The sequence below is a fragment of the Ornithinimicrobium kibberense genome (assembly GCF_006519705.1).
Lineage (GTDB): Bacteria > Actinomycetota > Actinomycetes > Actinomycetales > Dermatophilaceae > Ornithinicoccus > Ornithinicoccus kibberensis.
The window spans coordinates 79,477-95,720 of the sequence record NZ_VFXM01000006.1; the positions used below are offsets into that span (position 1 = coordinate 79,477).

The window sequence follows — 16,244 nt, forward strand, 5'->3', positions numbered from 1 at the left end:
TCCCCAACTCCGGCGGCGGGCCGGTCCGGTGCCGTCCGTCGGTGTCGTCCGTCGGTGCCGTGGGGCACGATGTCCTGCCATGGGGATGTTCGAGGCCGCCGCCCGTCGTCGGAGGGCGGCGCAGATGCAGCGGCGGCTCGCCGAGCTCGACGAGTGGGACCGGCAATACGGCCTGGGCGGGGCTCCTCCGGGCAGCCCGCTCACCGGCGGCACGACGCCCTGGCGCTACCACTCGCCCGAGGGTGGTCCCCCGCCCGTGCCGGCCCTCGCACCGGTGCCGCTGCGGCCACCGGTGCGCCGGCGACGTCGGTCGTGGCCGGGGGTGCTGGTGGTGCTCGGCCTGGTCGGCGCCGGACTCACCTACCCCGACCGGGCCGTGCAGACCTGGTCCTGGGCGCAGGACACCGGCCGCTCCGTCCTCGGGCTGCCGGAGCAGGAGCCGGAGCCGCCGCTGCCGGACGCCTCGCCGGTGGCCCCGGACGTCGTCGTCGGCCCGCAGGAGGACCGCGCCGCGTCAGACCCGGTGGACCCGGCGGCGCAGGGGAGCGCGGGCGGGCGGTTCGACGACCTGGTGCCGGACTTCCTCCCCCGCTCCGACCCGGCCGGGTGGGGATGGGAACCACCTCGCGGCGAGCGGCTGCTGCCCGCCGTCGCCCCGCAGACCGACGGTGCCTACGCCTTCCTGGCCACCCAGCCGCGGAGCGAGGAGCCGGTCGGCTTCTCCCCTTGCGGCCCGGTCGAGGTCGCCGTCAACCCGGCAGGAGCCCCGGAGGGCTACGCGGACCTGGTGCTCGCCTCCCTCGCCCGGATCTCCGACGCCAGCGGCCTGCACCTGGAGCTCGTCGGCGAGACCGATCGCACCTGGTCGGACGACCCCGCGTCCCGGGGCGAGCCCGTCCTGGTCGGCTGGGCGACCGACGAGGAGGTGCCGGCGCTCGAGGGACCGAGCGCAGGGTTCGGCGGGCCGACGGTGGTGACCTTTCCCGACGGCCGGTCCTGGAACGCCTCCGGGCAGGTCGTCCTGGACACCGACCAGCTGCCGACGCCGGAGGCGCACGCGGCGGTGCTCGACCACGAGCTGGCCCACGTCCTGGGCCTGGGCCACGTGGACGCGCCGGGCGAGCTGATGACCCCCGTCAACACCGGCCAGACGCACTTCGGCCCCGGCGACCTGGCCGGGCTGGCCCGCCTCGGTGCCATCCCCTGTCCCTGACGTCCGGATGGGCCCTGGAGCCCGGACAGGCGTCCCGGCTCAGAGGGCCCGGGCCATCCTCCGCACCGCCTCGGCCATCAGCTCCTCGGAGGTGCCGATGTTGAGCCGGGCGAACCCGGCCCCGCCCGGCCCGAACGCCGGACCGGGGGACAGCAGCACGCGCCCCCGCTCGAGGAAGGCGGCCGCCGGGTCGTCGCCCAGTCCCAGCTCCCGGCAGTCCAGCCAGGCCAGGTAACCGGCCGAGGGCCGGTGGTAGTGCACCGTGGGCAGGTGCTGCGCCAGCAGCCCCTCCAGCTGGGCGGACCGCTCCTGGATCTGCCGGCGCACGACCTGCAGCCACTCGCGCCCGTCCGTCCAGGCCGCGACCGCGGCATACTGCCCGAGGATCCCCGCGCCCCAGTCCAGCCCGCCGGGCATCCCCTCGGGCCAGCGCGACGTGTCGGCCACCACCCCGACGGCCAGCTTGAGCCCGGCGAGGTTCCACGCCTTCGAGGGCGACTGCAGCGCGATCCCGACCTCCCGGGCGGCGTCGGAGACCGTCAGGAAGGGGACGAACTGCTGCTCGCTGCCCGGGTGCACGAGCGGCGCGTGGATCTCGTCGGAGATCACCAGCGCCCCGTGCTCCTTCGCCAGGTCGGCCACCGCGGCCAGGTCCTGCCGCGGGGTCACCAGGCCCAGGGGGTTGTGCGGGGAGCACAGGAGCACGACCTTCGTCCCGCCGGCCAGCGACCGCTCCATCCCCTCCAGGTCCAGCCGCCCGCCCCGGTCCTGGTCGAGCATCGGCACGTCGTCCGGCTCCAGGCCCAGCCCGCGGATCCACGGGTAGAAGCTGAGGTAGACCGGCGGCGTGAGCAGCACCCGGTCCCCGGGGGAGGTCACCGCGCGCAGGACCTCCTGCACGCCGACCCCCACGTCGGCCATCACCCGCACGCTGTCCCCGTCGGCCACCGGGTCCCAGCCCCAGGTGTCCCGCGCGAACCCGGCGAACGCCTCCACCACCGGCCTCGGGTGCCCCGCGTAGCCGAAGTCCGACCGGTCGACGGCCGTGCGCAGCGCCTCGGCGACCGCCGGCGCGGTCCGCACGTCCATCTCTGCGGTCCACGCCGGCAGCACGTCGGGCGCCACCCGGCTCCACTTGGCGCTGCGGTGCTCCCGCATCTGCTCCAGGGTCAGGTCGAAGGGTGCTCCCATGGCCCCAGCCTGTCAGCAGCGCCCGCACCGGCGAGGATGGGGGTATGACGTCGCGCACCTGGACCTTCACCGGCCGGATCCTCGGGGTCGGGACCAGCAGCGGGGTGCGGCTCGTCGTCGGGGTCTGGGACACCTCGCCGCTGGGCTCGTTCGCCGACGTCATGGTCGAGCGGGCCGACGGCCACCGGGTCCTGCTGGCCCCGTCGCGGGAGGTCGCCGACTTCGTGACCGGCACCTACAGCTTCGACGAGACCCGGATCGAGCCGGTCGAGGTCGACCTCGCCGCCGGCGGACCGGCCCCGACGGACGGGCCGCCCGCGACCTTCTCCGTGGCCACGCCGTCCCTGACCCTCGCCGCGACCCTCGGCCGGCGCACGGCACTGGGGTGGCTGCTGCGCGGCATACCCCGCAGGGTCGCCGCCAGCCCCCTGCTGTCCACGGTCACCGACCCGGTGGCCCGGGTCGTCCTGCGGGGCGTGCGCACCCGGGGCAGCGCCGGGCAGGGGCGGCGGGAGTTCTACGGCGCGACCGACCTGCGGACGGTGACGGCCGTGACCGCCCGGCTCGACGGCGTCGACCTGGGCACGCTGACCCCGGTCGACCCGCCGGCCCGCTTCGGCTTCTCCTCGACGCCCCGCCGGCCGGCGCTGACCGAGGTGGTCACGACGATCGTCGAGCGCTGATCCGTCCCGTCGTCCGGACGCCGGGCGTCAGGCCACCCGGGTCTGCGGGGCGTTCTCGGCCGTCTTGCCGGGGTCGCGCTCGACCGTGTCGCCGAGGACCTCGTCGATCTTGGCCAGAAGGTCGGCGTCCAGCGTCACGCCGGCGGCCTTGACGTTGTCCTTGACCTGCTCCGGCCGGGAGGCGCCGACGAGCGCGGCGGCCACGTTGGGGTTCTGCAGCACCCAGGCGACTGCGAGCTGCGGCATGGTCAGGCCGGCCTCCTCGGCCAGCGGCTTGAGGTTCTGCACGGCCGTGAGGGTCTCGTCGGACATGAAGCCCTGCATGCCCTTGCCCATCCTCTCGTCGGCCGCGCGGCCCTCGGTGGGCTGCTGGCCGGGCAGGTACTTGCCCGAGAGCACGCCCTGGGCCATCGGGCTCCAGACGATCTGGGAGATGCCCAGCTCCTCGCAGGCCGGGACGACCTCGGGCTCGATGACCCGCCAGAGCATGGAGTACTGCGGCTGGGAGGAGATGAGCTGGAAGCCCAGCTCCTTGCTCAGCCGGTGGCCCTCACGGATCTGGTCGGCGGTCCACTCGCTGACGCCGATGTAGAGCGCCTTGCCCTGGCGGACGATGTCGGCGAAGGCCTGCATCGTCTCCTCCAGCGGCGTCTCGGTGTCGAACCGGTGCGCCTGGTAGAGGTCGACGTAGTCGGTCTGCAGCCGCTTCAACGACCCGTCGATCGACTCCAGAACGTGCTTGCGGGACAGGCCGGTGTCGTTCTTGCCGCCGGGGCCGGTGGGCCAGTAGACCTTGGTGAAGATCTCCAGGCTCTCCCGGCGCTCGCCCTTCAGCGCCTCGCCGAGGACGCTCTCGGCCTTGGTGTTGGCGTAGACGTCGGCAGTGTCGAAGGTCGAGATGCCCTCGTCGAGCGCGGCGCGCACGCACTGGTGGGCCACCTCGTTCTCCACCTGGGACCCGTGGGTCAACCAGTTGCCGTAGGTGATCTCGCTGATCTTGAGCCCGCTGTTGCCGAGGTACCGAAATTCCATCCCCCCAGCCTACGGATCCGGCGGGGATGCTCGGTGCCGCGGGTGCGCGCTTCCCGCGCCGGGGCGTGCTTCGCCGGCCCGACTACGGTGGGGGTATGACGTACCGATCGGGGTGGCAGGACGACGACCGCGGGCAGGGGCCCCGCGAGGGTGACGAGCTGGCGGCACCGCCCGGCACGGACCCGATGCAGCCGTCCCCCGGGATCGACCCCGCGCTGCAGCCCCCTCCGCTGCCCGGCCCGCAGACGCCGGGCGCGGGGATGCCCGAGGTGGTCCCCGGGGCGCCGGGCTCCTGGCAGCAGGCCGGCGGAGCGGCATACTCCTCGGGCGGTCCGGGGAACCTGCCCGCGCGCAGGGAGCGGGACCAGCCCATGGTGTCCGCGTTCGGCGACCTCGTGCGCACCGGGGCGTGGGACGCCGCCCGGAAGACCGTGTCCTACCAGGTGTTCGGCGACGTCAAGCTCGACCTGCGCCACGTGCTGCAGCCGGGGGAGACCCTCGAGGTCGAGCTCTACAGCCTGTTCGGCAGCGCGAAGATCCTCGTGCCCGAGGGCACCGACGTGCAGATCCAGGGGATGACGCTGCTCGGCGACGCGCGCTCGGAGGTGGGCGCGGCCGCCACCGGCACCCCGCCGTCGGGCGGCCGGCTGGTCGTCACCGGCTGGTCGGTGTTCGGGGACGTGCGGGTGCGCTCGGTCGCGGCCGGGGAGAAGCTGCCCCGCGGGTGGCGGTGGGCCCAGCCGAAGCGGTCCTGAGCAGGACAGACCTGCGGGGGTCGGTCGGCGGGGCCGGTCGACAGGACGAGCGGGCCTCGTCGTCCTAGCGTGGAAGACGCGTCGCCAGAGAGGGCGACGACCCGACGCGGACGTGGAGGACCACGATGGCCACGAACCAGAACGACCAGCCGGCCGTGGAGACAGGCGGCCCCCGGCTCCCGGACTACCCGCAGGACCCGGCCCCGCCGCAGCCGCCGACGCCCCGCCACGCGGGCGCCGCCGCGGACAACCCGCGCTACACCGACGCGACCGAGCCCGGGGAGGGCGGCGAGCTGCACCAGCTGCCGGGCGACGGCATCCCTCCGATGACGACCTCGCAGGGGCAGGTGCTCTCGGACGACCAGAACTCCCTGAAGGTCGGCGACCGCGGACCCACCCTGCTGGAGGACTTCGCCTTCCGCGACAAGATCTTCCACTTCGACCACGAGCGGATCCCCGAGCGGGTGGTGCACGCCCGCGGGTATGGCGCGCACGGCACCTTCACCGCCGCCGAGGACCTGTCCGACCTGACCCGGGCCTCGCTGTTCGCCGAGGCCGGCAAGGAGACGCCGGTGTTCGTCCGGTTCTCCACCGTCGCGGGCAACATGGGCTCCTTCGACCTGGCCCGGGACGTGCGCGGGTTCGCGACCAAGTTCTACACCGACGAGGGCAACTGGGACCTGGTCGGCAACAACATCCCGGTGTTCTTCATCCAGGACGCCCTCAAGTTCCCCGACCTGGTGCACTCGGTCAAGGAGGAGCAGGACCGGGGCTGGCCGCAGGCCCAGTCGGCGCACGACACCTTCTGGGACTTCGTCGGGCTGATGCCCGAGTCGACCCACATGCTGCTGTGGCAGATGTCGGACCGCGCGATCCCGCGGTCGTTCCGCTTCATGCAGGGCTTCGGCGTGCACACCTTCCGGTTCGTCGACGCCGAGGGGCGCAGCACGTTCGTCAAGTTCCACTGGGTGCCGAAGCAGGGGCTGCAGTCGGTGGTGTGGAACGAGGCGGTCAAGATCAACGGCGCCGACCCGGACTTCCACCGGCGCGACCTGTGGATGGCGATCAACAACGGCGACTTCCCCGAGTGGGACCTGTGCGTGCAGACCTTCGACGACGAGTTCGCCGACTCCTTCGACTTCGACGTGCTCGACGCGACCAAGATCATCCCCGAGGAGCAGGTGCCGCTGCGGGTGGTCGGCACGATGCGGCTGGACCGGGTCGTCGACAACGTCTTCAGCGAGACGGAGCAGGTGGCGTTCATGACCCAGAACGTCGTGCCCGGCATCGACTTCACCAACGACCCGCTGCTGCAGGGACGCAACTTCTCCTACCTGGACACCCAGCTCAAGCGGCTGGGGTCGACGAACTTCAGCCAGCTCCCGGTCAACGCGCCGCGCTGCCCGGTCGCCCACTTCCAGCGGGACGGCCACATGCAGATGGGCCGGCAGGCGGGCCGGGCGAACTACGAGCCCAACTCCTTCACCGGGGCCGCGGCCGGGCCGCGGGCCGACCGGGAGGCGGGCTTCCGGACGGTCGAGCGGCCCGAGAGCGGCGACACCCGTCGGGTCCGGGCCGAGAGCTTCGCCGACCACTACTCCCAGGCCGGTCAGTTCTGGCGCAGCCAGAGCCCGGTCGAGCAGGACCACATCCGGATGGCGTTCGTCTTCGAGCTGTCCAAGTGCGAGATCCCGGTGGTCCGCGAGCGGATCGTGGCCAACCTGCGCAACGTCGACGAGGAGCTGGCGGCCGGGGTCGCCGACGGGCTCGGGATGGAGCTGCCGGAGGCCACCACCCCGCACGTGCGGCCGAACCACGACCTGCCGGCCTCCCCGGCCCTCAGCATGGAGTTCCGCGCGCCGGAGAGCTTCGCCGGCCGCAAGCTGGGGATCGTCGTCACCGACGGGACCGACGGGGCCGCGCTCGACGCCCTGACGAAGGCCTTCGAGGACGGCGGCGCGATGGTCGAGACGGTCGCCCTCAAGGTCGGTGGCGTCACCCTCGCCGGTGGCGAGCGCCGGCCGGTCGACCACAAGATCGACGGCGGGCCCTCGGTGCTCTTCGACGCGGTCGCCCTCCTGGGCGAGGGGGCCGGGGCCGAGGAGCTGGCCGGTCACCCGGCCACCCGCGACTTCGTCGCCGACGCGTTCTCGCACTACAAGTTCATCGGCTACGCCCCCGGCGCCCGCCCGCTGCTGGAGGCCGGCGGGATCGCCGACCGGCTGGACCAGGCCTGCCTGGACCTGTCGACGACGACGCCGGAGGACTTCTTCACCGCCTGCGGGGCGATGCGCCGCTGGGAGCGCGACGTCTGAGCGGCGGCACGGCATACGCATCCCTGCACGACATTCCCATCCCTGCACGACATCCCCATCCCTGACGGAAGGAGAACGGCATGACCCGTCCGCAGCTGTCCGACATCCCCGGCCAGTCCCAGGAGTGGCCCGGCACGGTCGCCGACCTGGACCCCGCGCCCGACCACGGCGAGGAGTCGTGGACGGGTCGTGACCGCCTCCCCGGCCGGCGCGCCCTGATCACCGGCGGCGACTCCGGCATCGGCCGGGCCGTGGCCCTCACCTTCGCCAAGGAGGGAGCCGCGGTCGCGGTCGCCCACCTGCCCGAGGAGGAGGACGACGCCCGGCGCACCCAGGAGCTGGTCGAGGCGGCCGGCGGCACCTGCCACCTGTTCGCGGTGGACCTGCGCGAGCTGGCGGCCAACCGGCAGCTGGCCAAGGACGCCGTGCAGGCGCTCGGCGGGCTCGACGTGCTGGTGGCCAACGCGGCCTACCAGATGACCCACGACACGCTCGAGGAGTTCCCGCTGGAGCAGGTCGAGCGGACGTTCGCGACCAACGTCTTCTCGCCCTACTGGCTGGTGCACGAGCTGGCCGGCGAGCTGGAGAAGGACGGCGGCAGCATCATCGTCACCACCTCGATCCAGGCCTACGAGCCCTCGGACCACCTCCTGGACTACGCGGCCACGAAGGCGGCGCTCAACAATCTCGTCGTCAACCTGGCCGCCGAGCTGGGCCCGCGCGGGGTGCGCGTCAACGCCGTGGCGCCCGGGCCGATCTGGACGCCGCTCATCCCCTCGACGATGGCGGCGGACAAGGTCGAGGGCTTCGGCTCGGACACCCCGCTGGGCCGCGCCGGCCACCCCGTCGAGGTGGCCGCGGCCTACGTCTTCCTCGCGTCCGACGAAGCCAGCTACGTCTCCGGGACGGTGCTGGGGGTGACGGGCGGCAAACCGGTCTTCTGACGGCGCGGGTGCGGTAACGGCGGGGGCCGATGGTCGGCCCTGGGCTCTCCGCCCCCGGCGTGTCACGCACTGTGCAGAGCCGTTGTGGCGTGTCGCGTGCCAGAGGCCCGAGGGTGCAGCACGTGACATGTCGCAACCGGCAGGGAGCCTCACCGCTGGTCGGCTATCTGTTGCACAGCCTTGCGGACGACCATGTCCTGTGGAACGGTCGGGCCCGTGGATGACCTGGCAAGGGGGCGGAGCTCGACCTGGTGGCCCGTGACAGCGTCGGCCGTCGTCATCGTGTCCGCTGTGGTCCTCGTCGCTGCCGCTGCCATCGCGTGGTGGCACGGGCTGATCACCCTGGTGCTCGGAGGTGTCTGGTTCGTGCACGAGCTGCGCCTCCACCGGCAGCGGCGGGGACGGTGAGCCTGCCCGACACCGGTGCGTCAGCCTGGCGCGGGCACAGCGTGCTCCAGGTGCCGGTCCCGCCGCTGGAGGGATGGGTCCGCGACCGGACCGCGGCCTACGACCCCGGCTTCGTCTCCGCCGACCCCCGCTTCGTCCACGCCCACGTCACCGCCCTCGGCCCGTTCGTCGACGTGCTGGACGACGACGTGGCCAGCCGGGTCGCCGCCGTCGCCGCGCAGGTGGAGCCGTTTCCCTACCGGCTCGCGCGGGTGGCCACCTTCCCCAACGGGATCGTCCACCTCGCGCCCGAGCCGGCCGGGCCGTTCGCCCTGCTCACCGCCCTGCTCGTCGCGGAGTTCCCCGACCACCCGCCCTACGCCGGGGAGTTCGCGCCCGAGCCACACCTGACGCTCGACCTGGTCCACGGCGACGTCACCGAGGAGTCCACCCGGGCCCGGCTCGACGGTCTCCTGCCCGTCGAAGCCCGGGCGGACGCGCTCGACCTCGCCTGGTGGGAGTCCGGCCGCTGCCGTCTCGTGCGTCGGTGGCTGCTCGGCCGGGGGGCCCGCGACGTGACCAGCTGAGGCGTCCGGACGACGTATGATGGTTGCATCATGCACGTATCTGAGCAGCTCGCGCGCGCCTTCGTCTCGATGGGCCGCCTCCTCACCGAGTTCCAGGGCGACCTCTCGCGCCCGGACTTCTCGGTCCTCGTCCACCTGTCCCACCAGGGCGACGGCGGGGAGCCCGTCCGCTCCCGCGACCTGGCCCGGTCGGAGGGGTTGGACCCCTCGACGATGAGCCGGCGGCTCACATCCCTGGTCGACCGGGGGCTGGTGGCCCGCGAGCCGGACCCGGCCGACGGTCGCGCCTCCCTGCTCTGCCTCACCGACGAGGGTCGCGAGGCGGTCCGCCAGGAGCGGGCCCGACGGGTGGCCCTCGTCACCGACGCCCTCGAGGGCTGGGACGACGACGACAGCCGTGACCTGGCCCGCCTGCTCGGGCAGCTCACCGACAGCCTCGAGACCCGCCGCTCCGAACGCCTCCGCCGGCACCACCGCATACCCCGAAGGACCCCGTGACCACCACCGGAGCCGCGCCCACGGCCGCCACCCCCGAACCCGTTCCCTACCGGATGACGCCCGCGCACCGGCGGGTCTTCGTCGGGCTGATGCTCGGCATGTTCGTCGCCTCGATCAGCCAGACGATCGTCGGCCCGGCCATCCCCCGGATCGTCGCCGAGCTGGGGGGTATGGAGCACTACAGCTGGGTGGCGACCGCGGCCATGCTGGTCTCGGCCATCGTCGTGCCGATCGTGGGCAAGCTGTCCGACATCTTCGGCCGGCGCGGGTTCTACCTCGGCGGGCTGGTCGTCTTCATGGTGGGCTCGGTGATCTCCGGGCTGGCGCCGAACTTCTGGACGCTCGTCCTCGGCCGGGCGGTGCAGGGCCTGGGCATGGGCACGCTCATGCCGTTGTCGCAGACCATCATCGGGGACATCATCCCGGCCCGGCAGCGGGGGAAGTACCAGGGCCTCATGGGGGCGGTGTTCGGCGTGACCTCGGTCGCCGGCCCCCTTGCGGGCGGGCTCATCACCGACGAGCTGGGCTGGCGGTGGCTGTTCTTCGCCGCGCTGCCGGTCGGTGTGGTTGCGGTGGTCGTCATCGCCCGCTTCCTGCACCTGGACCACGAGCCGACGCGCGGCAGCATCGACGTGCTGGGCATCGTCACCCTGACCCCGGCGCTCGTGTCGATCCTCCTGGCCACGTCCTGGGGCGGCACCACCTACCCGTGGACGTCGGCGCCGGTGCTGGGCCTCTTCGCGGCCGGTGCGGTCCTGCTGGCCGGGTTCGTCCTGGCCGAGCTGCGGGCGGAGAACCCTCTTCTGCCGCTGGGCCTGTTCCGCAACAGCATCTTCACCTGGGCCAACATCGCCGCCTTCGGCCTGGCGATGGTGATGTTCGGCGCGTTGATCTACGTGCCGGTCTACGCCCAGGGCGTGCTCGGCGCCGGGGCGACCGAGTCCGGCCTGATCCTCATGCCGATGATGCTCGGGATGATCGTCGTGGGGATCCTCTCCGGCCTGCTCATCACCCGGACCGGCCGCTACAAGGAGCTCATGCTGCTGGGCACGGTCGTCACCGGGGTGGGCCTGTGGCTGCTGACCCGGCTCACCGTGGAGTCCTCGGAGTGGACGATGACCGCGGCGATCGCGGTCATGGGCACCGGCCTGGGGATGGCGATGCAGCAGTACACCCTCGTCGTCCAGAACGCGGTCTCCCGGGCCGACCTGGGCGTCGGCACCGCGACCCTGCAGTTCTTCCGCAACGTCGGCAACACGGTCGGGATCGCCGTCTTCGGCTCGGTCATGACGGCCGGGATGGCGTCGGCGATCGCGGGGCACCTGCCGGCCGAGATGGCGTCGCGGGCGGCCGAGCTGGGGCAGATCGACGCCGGGGCGGCGTTGGACCCGGCGGCGACGGAGGGGCTGCCGCCGGAGGTGCTGCCGCCGGAGGTGCTGGAGGCGGTGCGCCGGGGACTGGCCGACCAGCTGCACGACGTGTTCGTCCTCGGCCTGCCGATCATCGTCGTGGTCTTCTTCGCCACCCTGGCCATCCGGGCGATCCCGTTGCGGGAGACGGTCGGCACGCCGGAGGAGGCCCAGCGGGAGTACCTCGACACGATGGCCCAGAGCGCGCCGTCGAAGGGCTACGTGCCGAGCCTGCGCGAGGGGGACGTCGGCGCCCGGACCCGGGAGCGGGTGCTGGGCCTGCAGCTGGCGATGATCGCCCGGCAGGCCGGTGCCGCGGAGCGGCCGCTGCTCACCCGGGCCGTGGCCGAGGTCGGCCAGGGCGACCTGGAGCGGGGCCGGTGCCTGCTCGACCGGGCGGCGCTCATGCTGACCAGCGACGACCAGGAGGAGGCGGCCGCCGGCGAGCGGTTCGCCGTCGAGCTGGCCCGGCGGGCCGACCAGGAGGGCGGGCTGCTGAGCGCCGAGCTGCGGCAGGAGCTGGCGGTGCAGGCCGCGGCCGCCGCCCGCAACCGCGACGAGGTGCTCTCGACCATCGAGCCGAGCGTGGAGGAGCGGCACGCGGCCGTCGACCTCGACAAGGTGCGGCGGGCGGCCGCCGAGCTGTCGACCGCCCTGCTCGTGGACCTGGGCCGCCCGGTCGAGACCGTCGGCTCGTCCGGCCGGGGGGAGTAGACGTCGTCGGGGGGTCTCGGCCGACGAGTCGTGGCCCTGGTGGGGGCCACAACTGGTCACGCGGCCGGGAGCGCCCCCCGGCCGACGCGCCCCCGGCCGATGCGCCGGCGCCGGCCGACGCGCGGGCAGCGCCCCGGGAGGCTCAGGCCTCCTTGGCGCCGGAGAACTCCAGGAAGGCGTCCATCGCGCGCGGGCCGTAGACGGTCGCGGGGCCGCCGGCCATGAGGATAGCGACGCCGATGGTCTCGGCGGCCTGCTCGGCCGTGGCTCCGGCGCGGGCCGCACCGCGGGCGTGGCTGGCGATGCAGCCGTCGCACTGGGTGGCCACGGAGATGCCCAGGGCGATGAGCTCCTTGGTGGCGGTGCTCAGCTCGCCCTCGGCCAGGGCCGCCTTGTGGGTGGCGGCGAACCCGGCGTAGACGTCCGGGATGCGCGAGCGCAGGTCGCGGGCGGGGGCCTTGAGGCCGTCGAGGACGTGGGCGCCGTGGGACATGGAACTCCTCGTTGAACGGATTGACGTGATACCCCCAAGGGTATCGCCCAGGTGAGTTCGCACCAAAGACGGCGGAGGCCGGGCCGGCCGACGGCATACCCTCCCTCCATGCAGGACTTCCACCTCCCCACGGCCATCGTCGTGGCGGGCGCCTTCCTCGTCCTGCACGTCGTGCTGTGGCTGCGCCGCCGGCGGGAGGCTAGGGGGTTCCTTTCCGAGGCGGACCGGATCACCTACGAGACGCTGCGCACCGGGTCCCAGGCGGGCCGGCACCTGCGGTCCGGCCTGACGAGCGAGCACGCCGGCCGGGCGGCCCGGCACCTGCGCCTCATGCTCGGGGCGTCCGGGCTGGCGCTGTGCGACGGCCACCAGCTGCTCACCTGGTCCGGGCACGGGGAGCACCACTCCGGCCAGGCGGTCGACCACTCCCGCCGGGTGCTGGACACCGGTGACGTCGTCGTCCTCGACCGCGACGACCTGCCCTGCGCCGACCCCGAGTGCGACGTCCGGGCCGGGGTGGTCGCCCCGCTCGTCGTCGAGGACCGGGTCGTGGGCACGGTCGCGGCCTACGCCGAGCGGCCCTCCGCCGGGCTGGCCCGCGCCACCGAGCAGCTCGCCACCTGGGTCAGCGGCCAGCTCGAGCTCGGCGAGCTGGACCGGGAGCGCACCCGGGCCATGGAGGCCGAGCTGCGCAGCCTGCGGGCCCAGATCAGCCCGCACTTCATCTACAACTCCCTCGGCGCGATCGCCTCCTTCGTGCGGACCGACCCCGACCGGGCCCGCGAGCTGCTGCTGGAGTTCGCCGACTTCACCCGCTACGCCCTGCGGCGCGGCGGGGCCTTCACCACCCTGGCCGACGAGCTGCGCAACATCGAGCGCTACCTCGTGCTCGAGCAGGCGCGCTTCGGCGAGCGGCTCCAGGTCCACCTCCTCGTCGCGCCCGAGGTGCTCACCGTGGCCGTGCCCTTCCTGGCCGTGCAGCCCCTCGTGGAGAACGCCGTCCGCCACGGGCTGGCGGCCAAGGAGGACGTCGGCACGGTGACGATCACCGCCACCGACCTGGGCGACCTGGCCGAGATCACCATCGAGGACGACGGGGTCGGCTCCGACCCCGAGCTGGTCCAGCGGGCGCTCGACGGCGACACGGCGGCCGACGGCAAGGACACCGACAGCGTGGGCCTGGGCAACGTCGACGCCCGACTCCGGCAGGTCTACGGCGACGACCACGGCCTCGTGGTCGAGACGGCCCCCGGGCTGGGCACCAAGGTCTCCTTCCGGGTGCCCAAGTACGCCCCCGGCGTGCACGTGGCCGGATGAGGCCCTGGCTGACGACCCTGATCGCGACCGTCCTCGCGGCGCTGGTGACGTGGGTGGCCGTCAGTCTCGACGTGGTGGTCGACCCGCGGGTCGACGAGGTGGCACCGGTGGACGCGGCCTACGTCATCGGTCCGGTGGAGACCCGGATCGAGGAGGCGCTCGCCGTCATGGACACCGGCGTCGCCCCCGTGCTGCTGGCCACGACCTCGGTCAACGCCGACACCGGCGAGGCCTACGCGACCGACCACTGCGGCCTGCGCACGGCCACCTACCGGGTCGAGTGCGTCCTGCCCGAGCCGTACACCACCCGCGGGGAGGCCCGGGTCCTGGGCGCCCGGGTCACGGAGCACGGCTGGGACCGGGTCGCCGTGATGACCAGCACCCCGCACGCGGCGCGCACCCGGATGCTCATGGAACGGTGCAGCGACGCCGACGTGCTCGTCTGGACCACCGACGCCGGCACGGACCGGAGCCTGCGGGCCTGGGCGCAGGCCGCGGTCTACCAGTCGGGCGCCTGGGCCAAGGCCCAGCTCCTGCGCGGCTGCTGACACCGGCCCGCCGCCCCGGTGCCTCCTCCGCCGCACGGAGGGCGCCTCCTACGATGAGGTCATGCGCGCCCTCGTCGTCGACGACGAACCGCCCGCCCTCTCCGAGCTGACCTACCTCCTCGAGCAGGACGGCCGGTTCGACGTCGTGGTGCCTGCCTCCTCGGGCACCGACGCGCTGCGGGCGCTGGACGCCGGCGACGTCGACGTCGTCTTCTCCGACATCTCCATGCCCGGGCTCGACGGGATGGAGCTGGCGCGCATCATCGCCCGGTTCGCCCGCCGCCCGCAGGTCGTCTTCGTCACCGCCCACGAGGAGCACGCCGTCGACGCCTTCGCCGTGCAAGCCACGGACTACGTGATGAAGCCGGTCTCCCCGTCCCGGCTCGCCCGGGCGGTCGACCGGGTGGTGGAGGGTATGACGTCCGCGCCCCCCGCGGACGCGCGCGCCGAGCCGGGGGCCCCCGGGGAGGTGGCCGAGGCCGCCGGGCCGACGGCCGCGGCAAGGGAGGCGGGTCCCGCGCAGGCCGCCCCGGACGAACGGATCGCGGTCGAGCTCGGCGGGGTGACCCGGTTCGTTCTGCGGTCGACCATCCGCTACGTCCAGGCCCAGGGCGACTACGCCCGGCTGTTCACCGCCACCGGCTCCCACCTGGTCCGGGTGCCGCTGAGCACGCTGGAGGAACGGTGGGCCGGCGCCGGGTTCGTCCGCATCCACCGCTCGACCCTGGTCTCCCTGGCCCACGTCGCCGAGGTGCGGCAGAGCCAGGGACGGGTGTCCCTCGTGCTGGCCCCGGACGGGACCGAGCTGCAGGTGGCCCGCCGGCACACCCGCGACGTCCGCGAGCGCATCCTCGCCCGCGGCCCCCGGACCTGACGGTCAGCGCCGGCGCACGTCGACGAACCGGACCTTGCTCCCCGGTGCCGTCGGCATCCGGTCCAGGGGGTAGGACAGGTCCTGCTCGGGCAGGTCCGCCTCCAGCCGGGACAGCTCGGCGGCGGTGAGCGCCAGCAGCCCCACCGTCACCAGCTCCCCGGGGCAGCGGTGGCCGGTCTCCGGACGGCCTCCGCCCTGGGGCAGGAAGTGGTCCGACCAGGCCAGGTCGGCGCCCTCCCCGGTGAACCGCTCCGGGTCGAAGCGGTCCGGCTGGTGCCAGTGCTCGGCGTCGCGGTCGGTCCCGAAGATGTCGACGAGCACCCGGTCGCCGGCCGCGACCCGGGCTCCCTCGAACTCCAGGTCGTGCCGCGCGACGGCCGGCAGCACCGGCACGAAGGGGTAGTAGCGGCGCACCTCCTGGGCGACCGCCGTGGCGTAGGGCCCGTCGACCGTGGTCCCGCGGGCGAGGACCTCCTCGCTGACCCGTTCGCGCACGTCCGGGTGCTCGTGGAAGGCCAGCGCCAGGAACGCGGCGAACCGGGCGACCGCGATCGTCGGCCGGACCACGTTCTGGATCTCCACGGCGGCCAGATGGTCCGACAGCGGCTGTCCGTCCAGCTCGCGGTGGGCCAGGACCAGGTCGAGGGCGCTGCCGGGACGCACCGGCACCTCGCCGGCCCGTGCCCTGCGCACGTGCTCCTCGAACCAGCGGTCGCACTGGCGCCGCCGGACCTTCTGCAGCACGTAGGCGGGCCCGAGCACGGCGAAGCCGTCGACGATCTGCGCCTCCCACCGGGACAGCCGGGTCAGGGTCCCCTCGTCGGCCTCGATCCCGGCCCAGCGCATGATCGACCGGCCGTAGACGTCCACCGCGGCGTCGTAGACGGTGCCGCCCTCGCCGGCCACCCACTCCCGGTCGATGTATGCCGCCCACTCCCGCCGTGCGTCGGCCATCAGCTCGCGCAGCGCGTCGGGGTCCATCGCGGCCCGGACGAAGATCGCCTTGCGGTTGCGGTGCGCCTCGCCGTCCATCCCGTGCAGCGACCCCTTGCCGAACAGGCCGCCGCCGATGATGGCCGGCATGGCACCGGTGCGCTGCATCCGGTCGGTGTCGTAGAACAGGCGCACCCCCTCCGCCCCGCGGACCACGAGGGTGGGCGAGCCGAGCAGCCTCATCGGGGCCCGCCGGGCCGAGCCGGGGCGCACCGCCGGCCCGAGCAGCCGGTCGGTGAAGCGGTAGCCCTTGCTCACGAGCTCGATCGTGCGGTCCTTGAGGTCTGCCAT

The 16,244-nt window shown here is 73.7% G+C and carries 16 protein-coding genes; 12 read left to right on the forward strand and 4 right to left on the reverse strand.

All coding sequences use genetic code 11. From position 1 onward, the window contains the following. Positions 1 to 79 precede the first annotated feature (79 nt). The gene (locus FJR00_RS06445; protein WP_141337976.1) at positions 80 to 1,213 is read left to right on the forward strand and encodes a zinc metalloprotease; all 1,134 of its coding nucleotides are present in this window, start codon (positions 80 to 82) and stop codon (positions 1,211 to 1,213) included. A 39-nt stretch (positions 1,214 to 1,252) separates the two neighbouring features. Here FJR00_RS06445 and FJR00_RS06450 read toward each other — a convergent pair whose 3' ends face one another. Then, a complete protein-coding gene (locus FJR00_RS06450) occupies positions 1,253 to 2,404 on the reverse strand; it encodes a MalY/PatB family protein (RefSeq protein ID WP_141337977.1) in 1,152 nt (383 codons plus the stop codon). A 44-nt stretch (positions 2,405 to 2,448) separates the two neighbouring features. Here FJR00_RS06450 and FJR00_RS06455 point away from each other — a divergent pair, with 44 nt between their 5' ends. Next, on the forward strand, positions 2,449 to 3,087 hold the full coding sequence (locus FJR00_RS06455; protein WP_141337978.1) for a hypothetical protein: 639 nt from the start codon (positions 2,449 to 2,451) through the stop codon (positions 3,085 to 3,087). A 27-nt stretch (positions 3,088 to 3,114) separates the two neighbouring features. Here FJR00_RS06455 and FJR00_RS06460 read toward each other — a convergent pair whose 3' ends face one another. Then, positions 3,115 to 4,119, reverse strand: coding sequence for an aldo/keto reductase family protein (locus FJR00_RS06460; protein WP_141337979.1), 1,005 nt, complete (start codon positions 4,117 to 4,119; stop codon positions 3,115 to 3,117). Between the two features lie 95 nt (positions 4,120 to 4,214). On the opposite strand from FJR00_RS06460, the gene FJR00_RS06465 reads away from it, so the two are divergent. From FJR00_RS06465 to FJR00_RS06490, 7 genes are all read left to right on the forward strand, one after another. After that, positions 4,215 to 4,874 (forward strand): LiaF domain-containing protein, encoded by a 660-nt coding sequence (locus FJR00_RS06465; protein WP_141337980.1) that lies wholly within the window; start codon positions 4,215 to 4,217, stop codon positions 4,872 to 4,874. Between the two features lie 125 nt (positions 4,875 to 4,999). Next, positions 5,000 to 7,189 (forward strand): catalase, encoded by a 2,190-nt coding sequence (locus tag FJR00_RS06470; RefSeq protein WP_337678386.1) that lies wholly within the window; start codon positions 5,000 to 5,002, stop codon positions 7,187 to 7,189. A gap of 80 nt (positions 7,190 to 7,269) precedes the next feature. After that, the gene (locus tag FJR00_RS06475; protein WP_141337981.1) at positions 7,270 to 8,133 is read left to right on the forward strand and encodes an SDR family oxidoreductase; all 864 of its coding nucleotides are present in this window, start codon (positions 7,270 to 7,272) and stop codon (positions 8,131 to 8,133) included. A gap of 282 nt (positions 8,134 to 8,415) precedes the next feature. Continuing rightward, positions 8,416 to 8,541: a hypothetical protein gene (locus tag FJR00_RS16505; protein WP_272949572.1), complete on the forward strand. Its 126-nt coding sequence runs from the start codon at positions 8,416 to 8,418 to the stop codon at positions 8,539 to 8,541. Further along, entirely contained in the window at positions 8,538 to 9,107 is a 570-nt protein-coding gene (locus tag FJR00_RS06480) for a 2'-5' RNA ligase family protein (protein WP_238330356.1), read from the forward strand. The genes FJR00_RS16505 and FJR00_RS06480 overlap by 4 nt, the downstream gene beginning before the upstream one ends. Positions 9,108 to 9,137: 30 nt before the next feature. Further along, the gene (locus FJR00_RS06485) at positions 9,138 to 9,605 is read left to right on the forward strand and encodes a MarR family winged helix-turn-helix transcriptional regulator (RefSeq protein ID WP_141337982.1); all 468 of its coding nucleotides are present in this window, start codon (positions 9,138 to 9,140) and stop codon (positions 9,603 to 9,605) included. Then, on the forward strand, positions 9,602 to 11,728 hold the full coding sequence (locus FJR00_RS06490; protein WP_272949573.1) for an MDR family MFS transporter: 2,127 nt from the start codon (positions 9,602 to 9,604) through the stop codon (positions 11,726 to 11,728). The genes FJR00_RS06485 and FJR00_RS06490 overlap by 4 nt, the downstream gene beginning before the upstream one ends. A 142-nt stretch (positions 11,729 to 11,870) precedes the next feature. Here FJR00_RS06490 and FJR00_RS06495 read toward each other — a convergent pair whose 3' ends face one another. Further along, complete coding sequence (locus tag FJR00_RS06495) at positions 11,871 to 12,221, reverse strand: carboxymuconolactone decarboxylase family protein (RefSeq protein ID WP_075957280.1); 351 nt, start codon at positions 12,219 to 12,221, stop codon at positions 11,871 to 11,873. A 108-nt stretch (positions 12,222 to 12,329) separates the two neighbouring features. Between FJR00_RS06495 and FJR00_RS06500 the strand changes: the two genes are divergently transcribed. The 3 genes from FJR00_RS06500 (at position 12,330) to FJR00_RS06510 (ending at position 14,960) form a co-directional block, all read left to right on the forward strand. Continuing rightward, on the forward strand, positions 12,330 to 13,538 hold the full coding sequence (locus FJR00_RS06500; protein ID WP_181409528.1) for a sensor histidine kinase: 1,209 nt from the start codon (positions 12,330 to 12,332) through the stop codon (positions 13,536 to 13,538). Further along, entirely contained in the window at positions 13,535 to 14,086 is a 552-nt protein-coding gene (locus tag FJR00_RS06505; RefSeq protein ID WP_141337983.1) for a YdcF family protein, read from the forward strand. Before FJR00_RS06500 ends, FJR00_RS06505 begins: the two co-directional genes overlap by 4 nt. Before the next feature lie 61 nt (positions 14,087 to 14,147). After that, positions 14,148 to 14,960 carry a LytR/AlgR family response regulator transcription factor gene (locus tag FJR00_RS06510; protein ID WP_141337984.1) on the forward strand — a complete coding sequence of 271 codons (813 nt, stop codon included), beginning with the start codon at positions 14,148 to 14,150 and terminating at the stop codon, positions 14,958 to 14,960. A 3-nt stretch (positions 14,961 to 14,963) separates the two neighbouring features. On the opposite strand, the gene FJR00_RS06515 is transcribed toward FJR00_RS06510, so the two are convergent. Beyond that, positions 14,964 to 16,244 (reverse strand): cytochrome P450, encoded by a 1,281-nt coding sequence (locus FJR00_RS06515; protein WP_141337985.1) that lies wholly within the window; start codon positions 16,242 to 16,244, stop codon positions 14,964 to 14,966.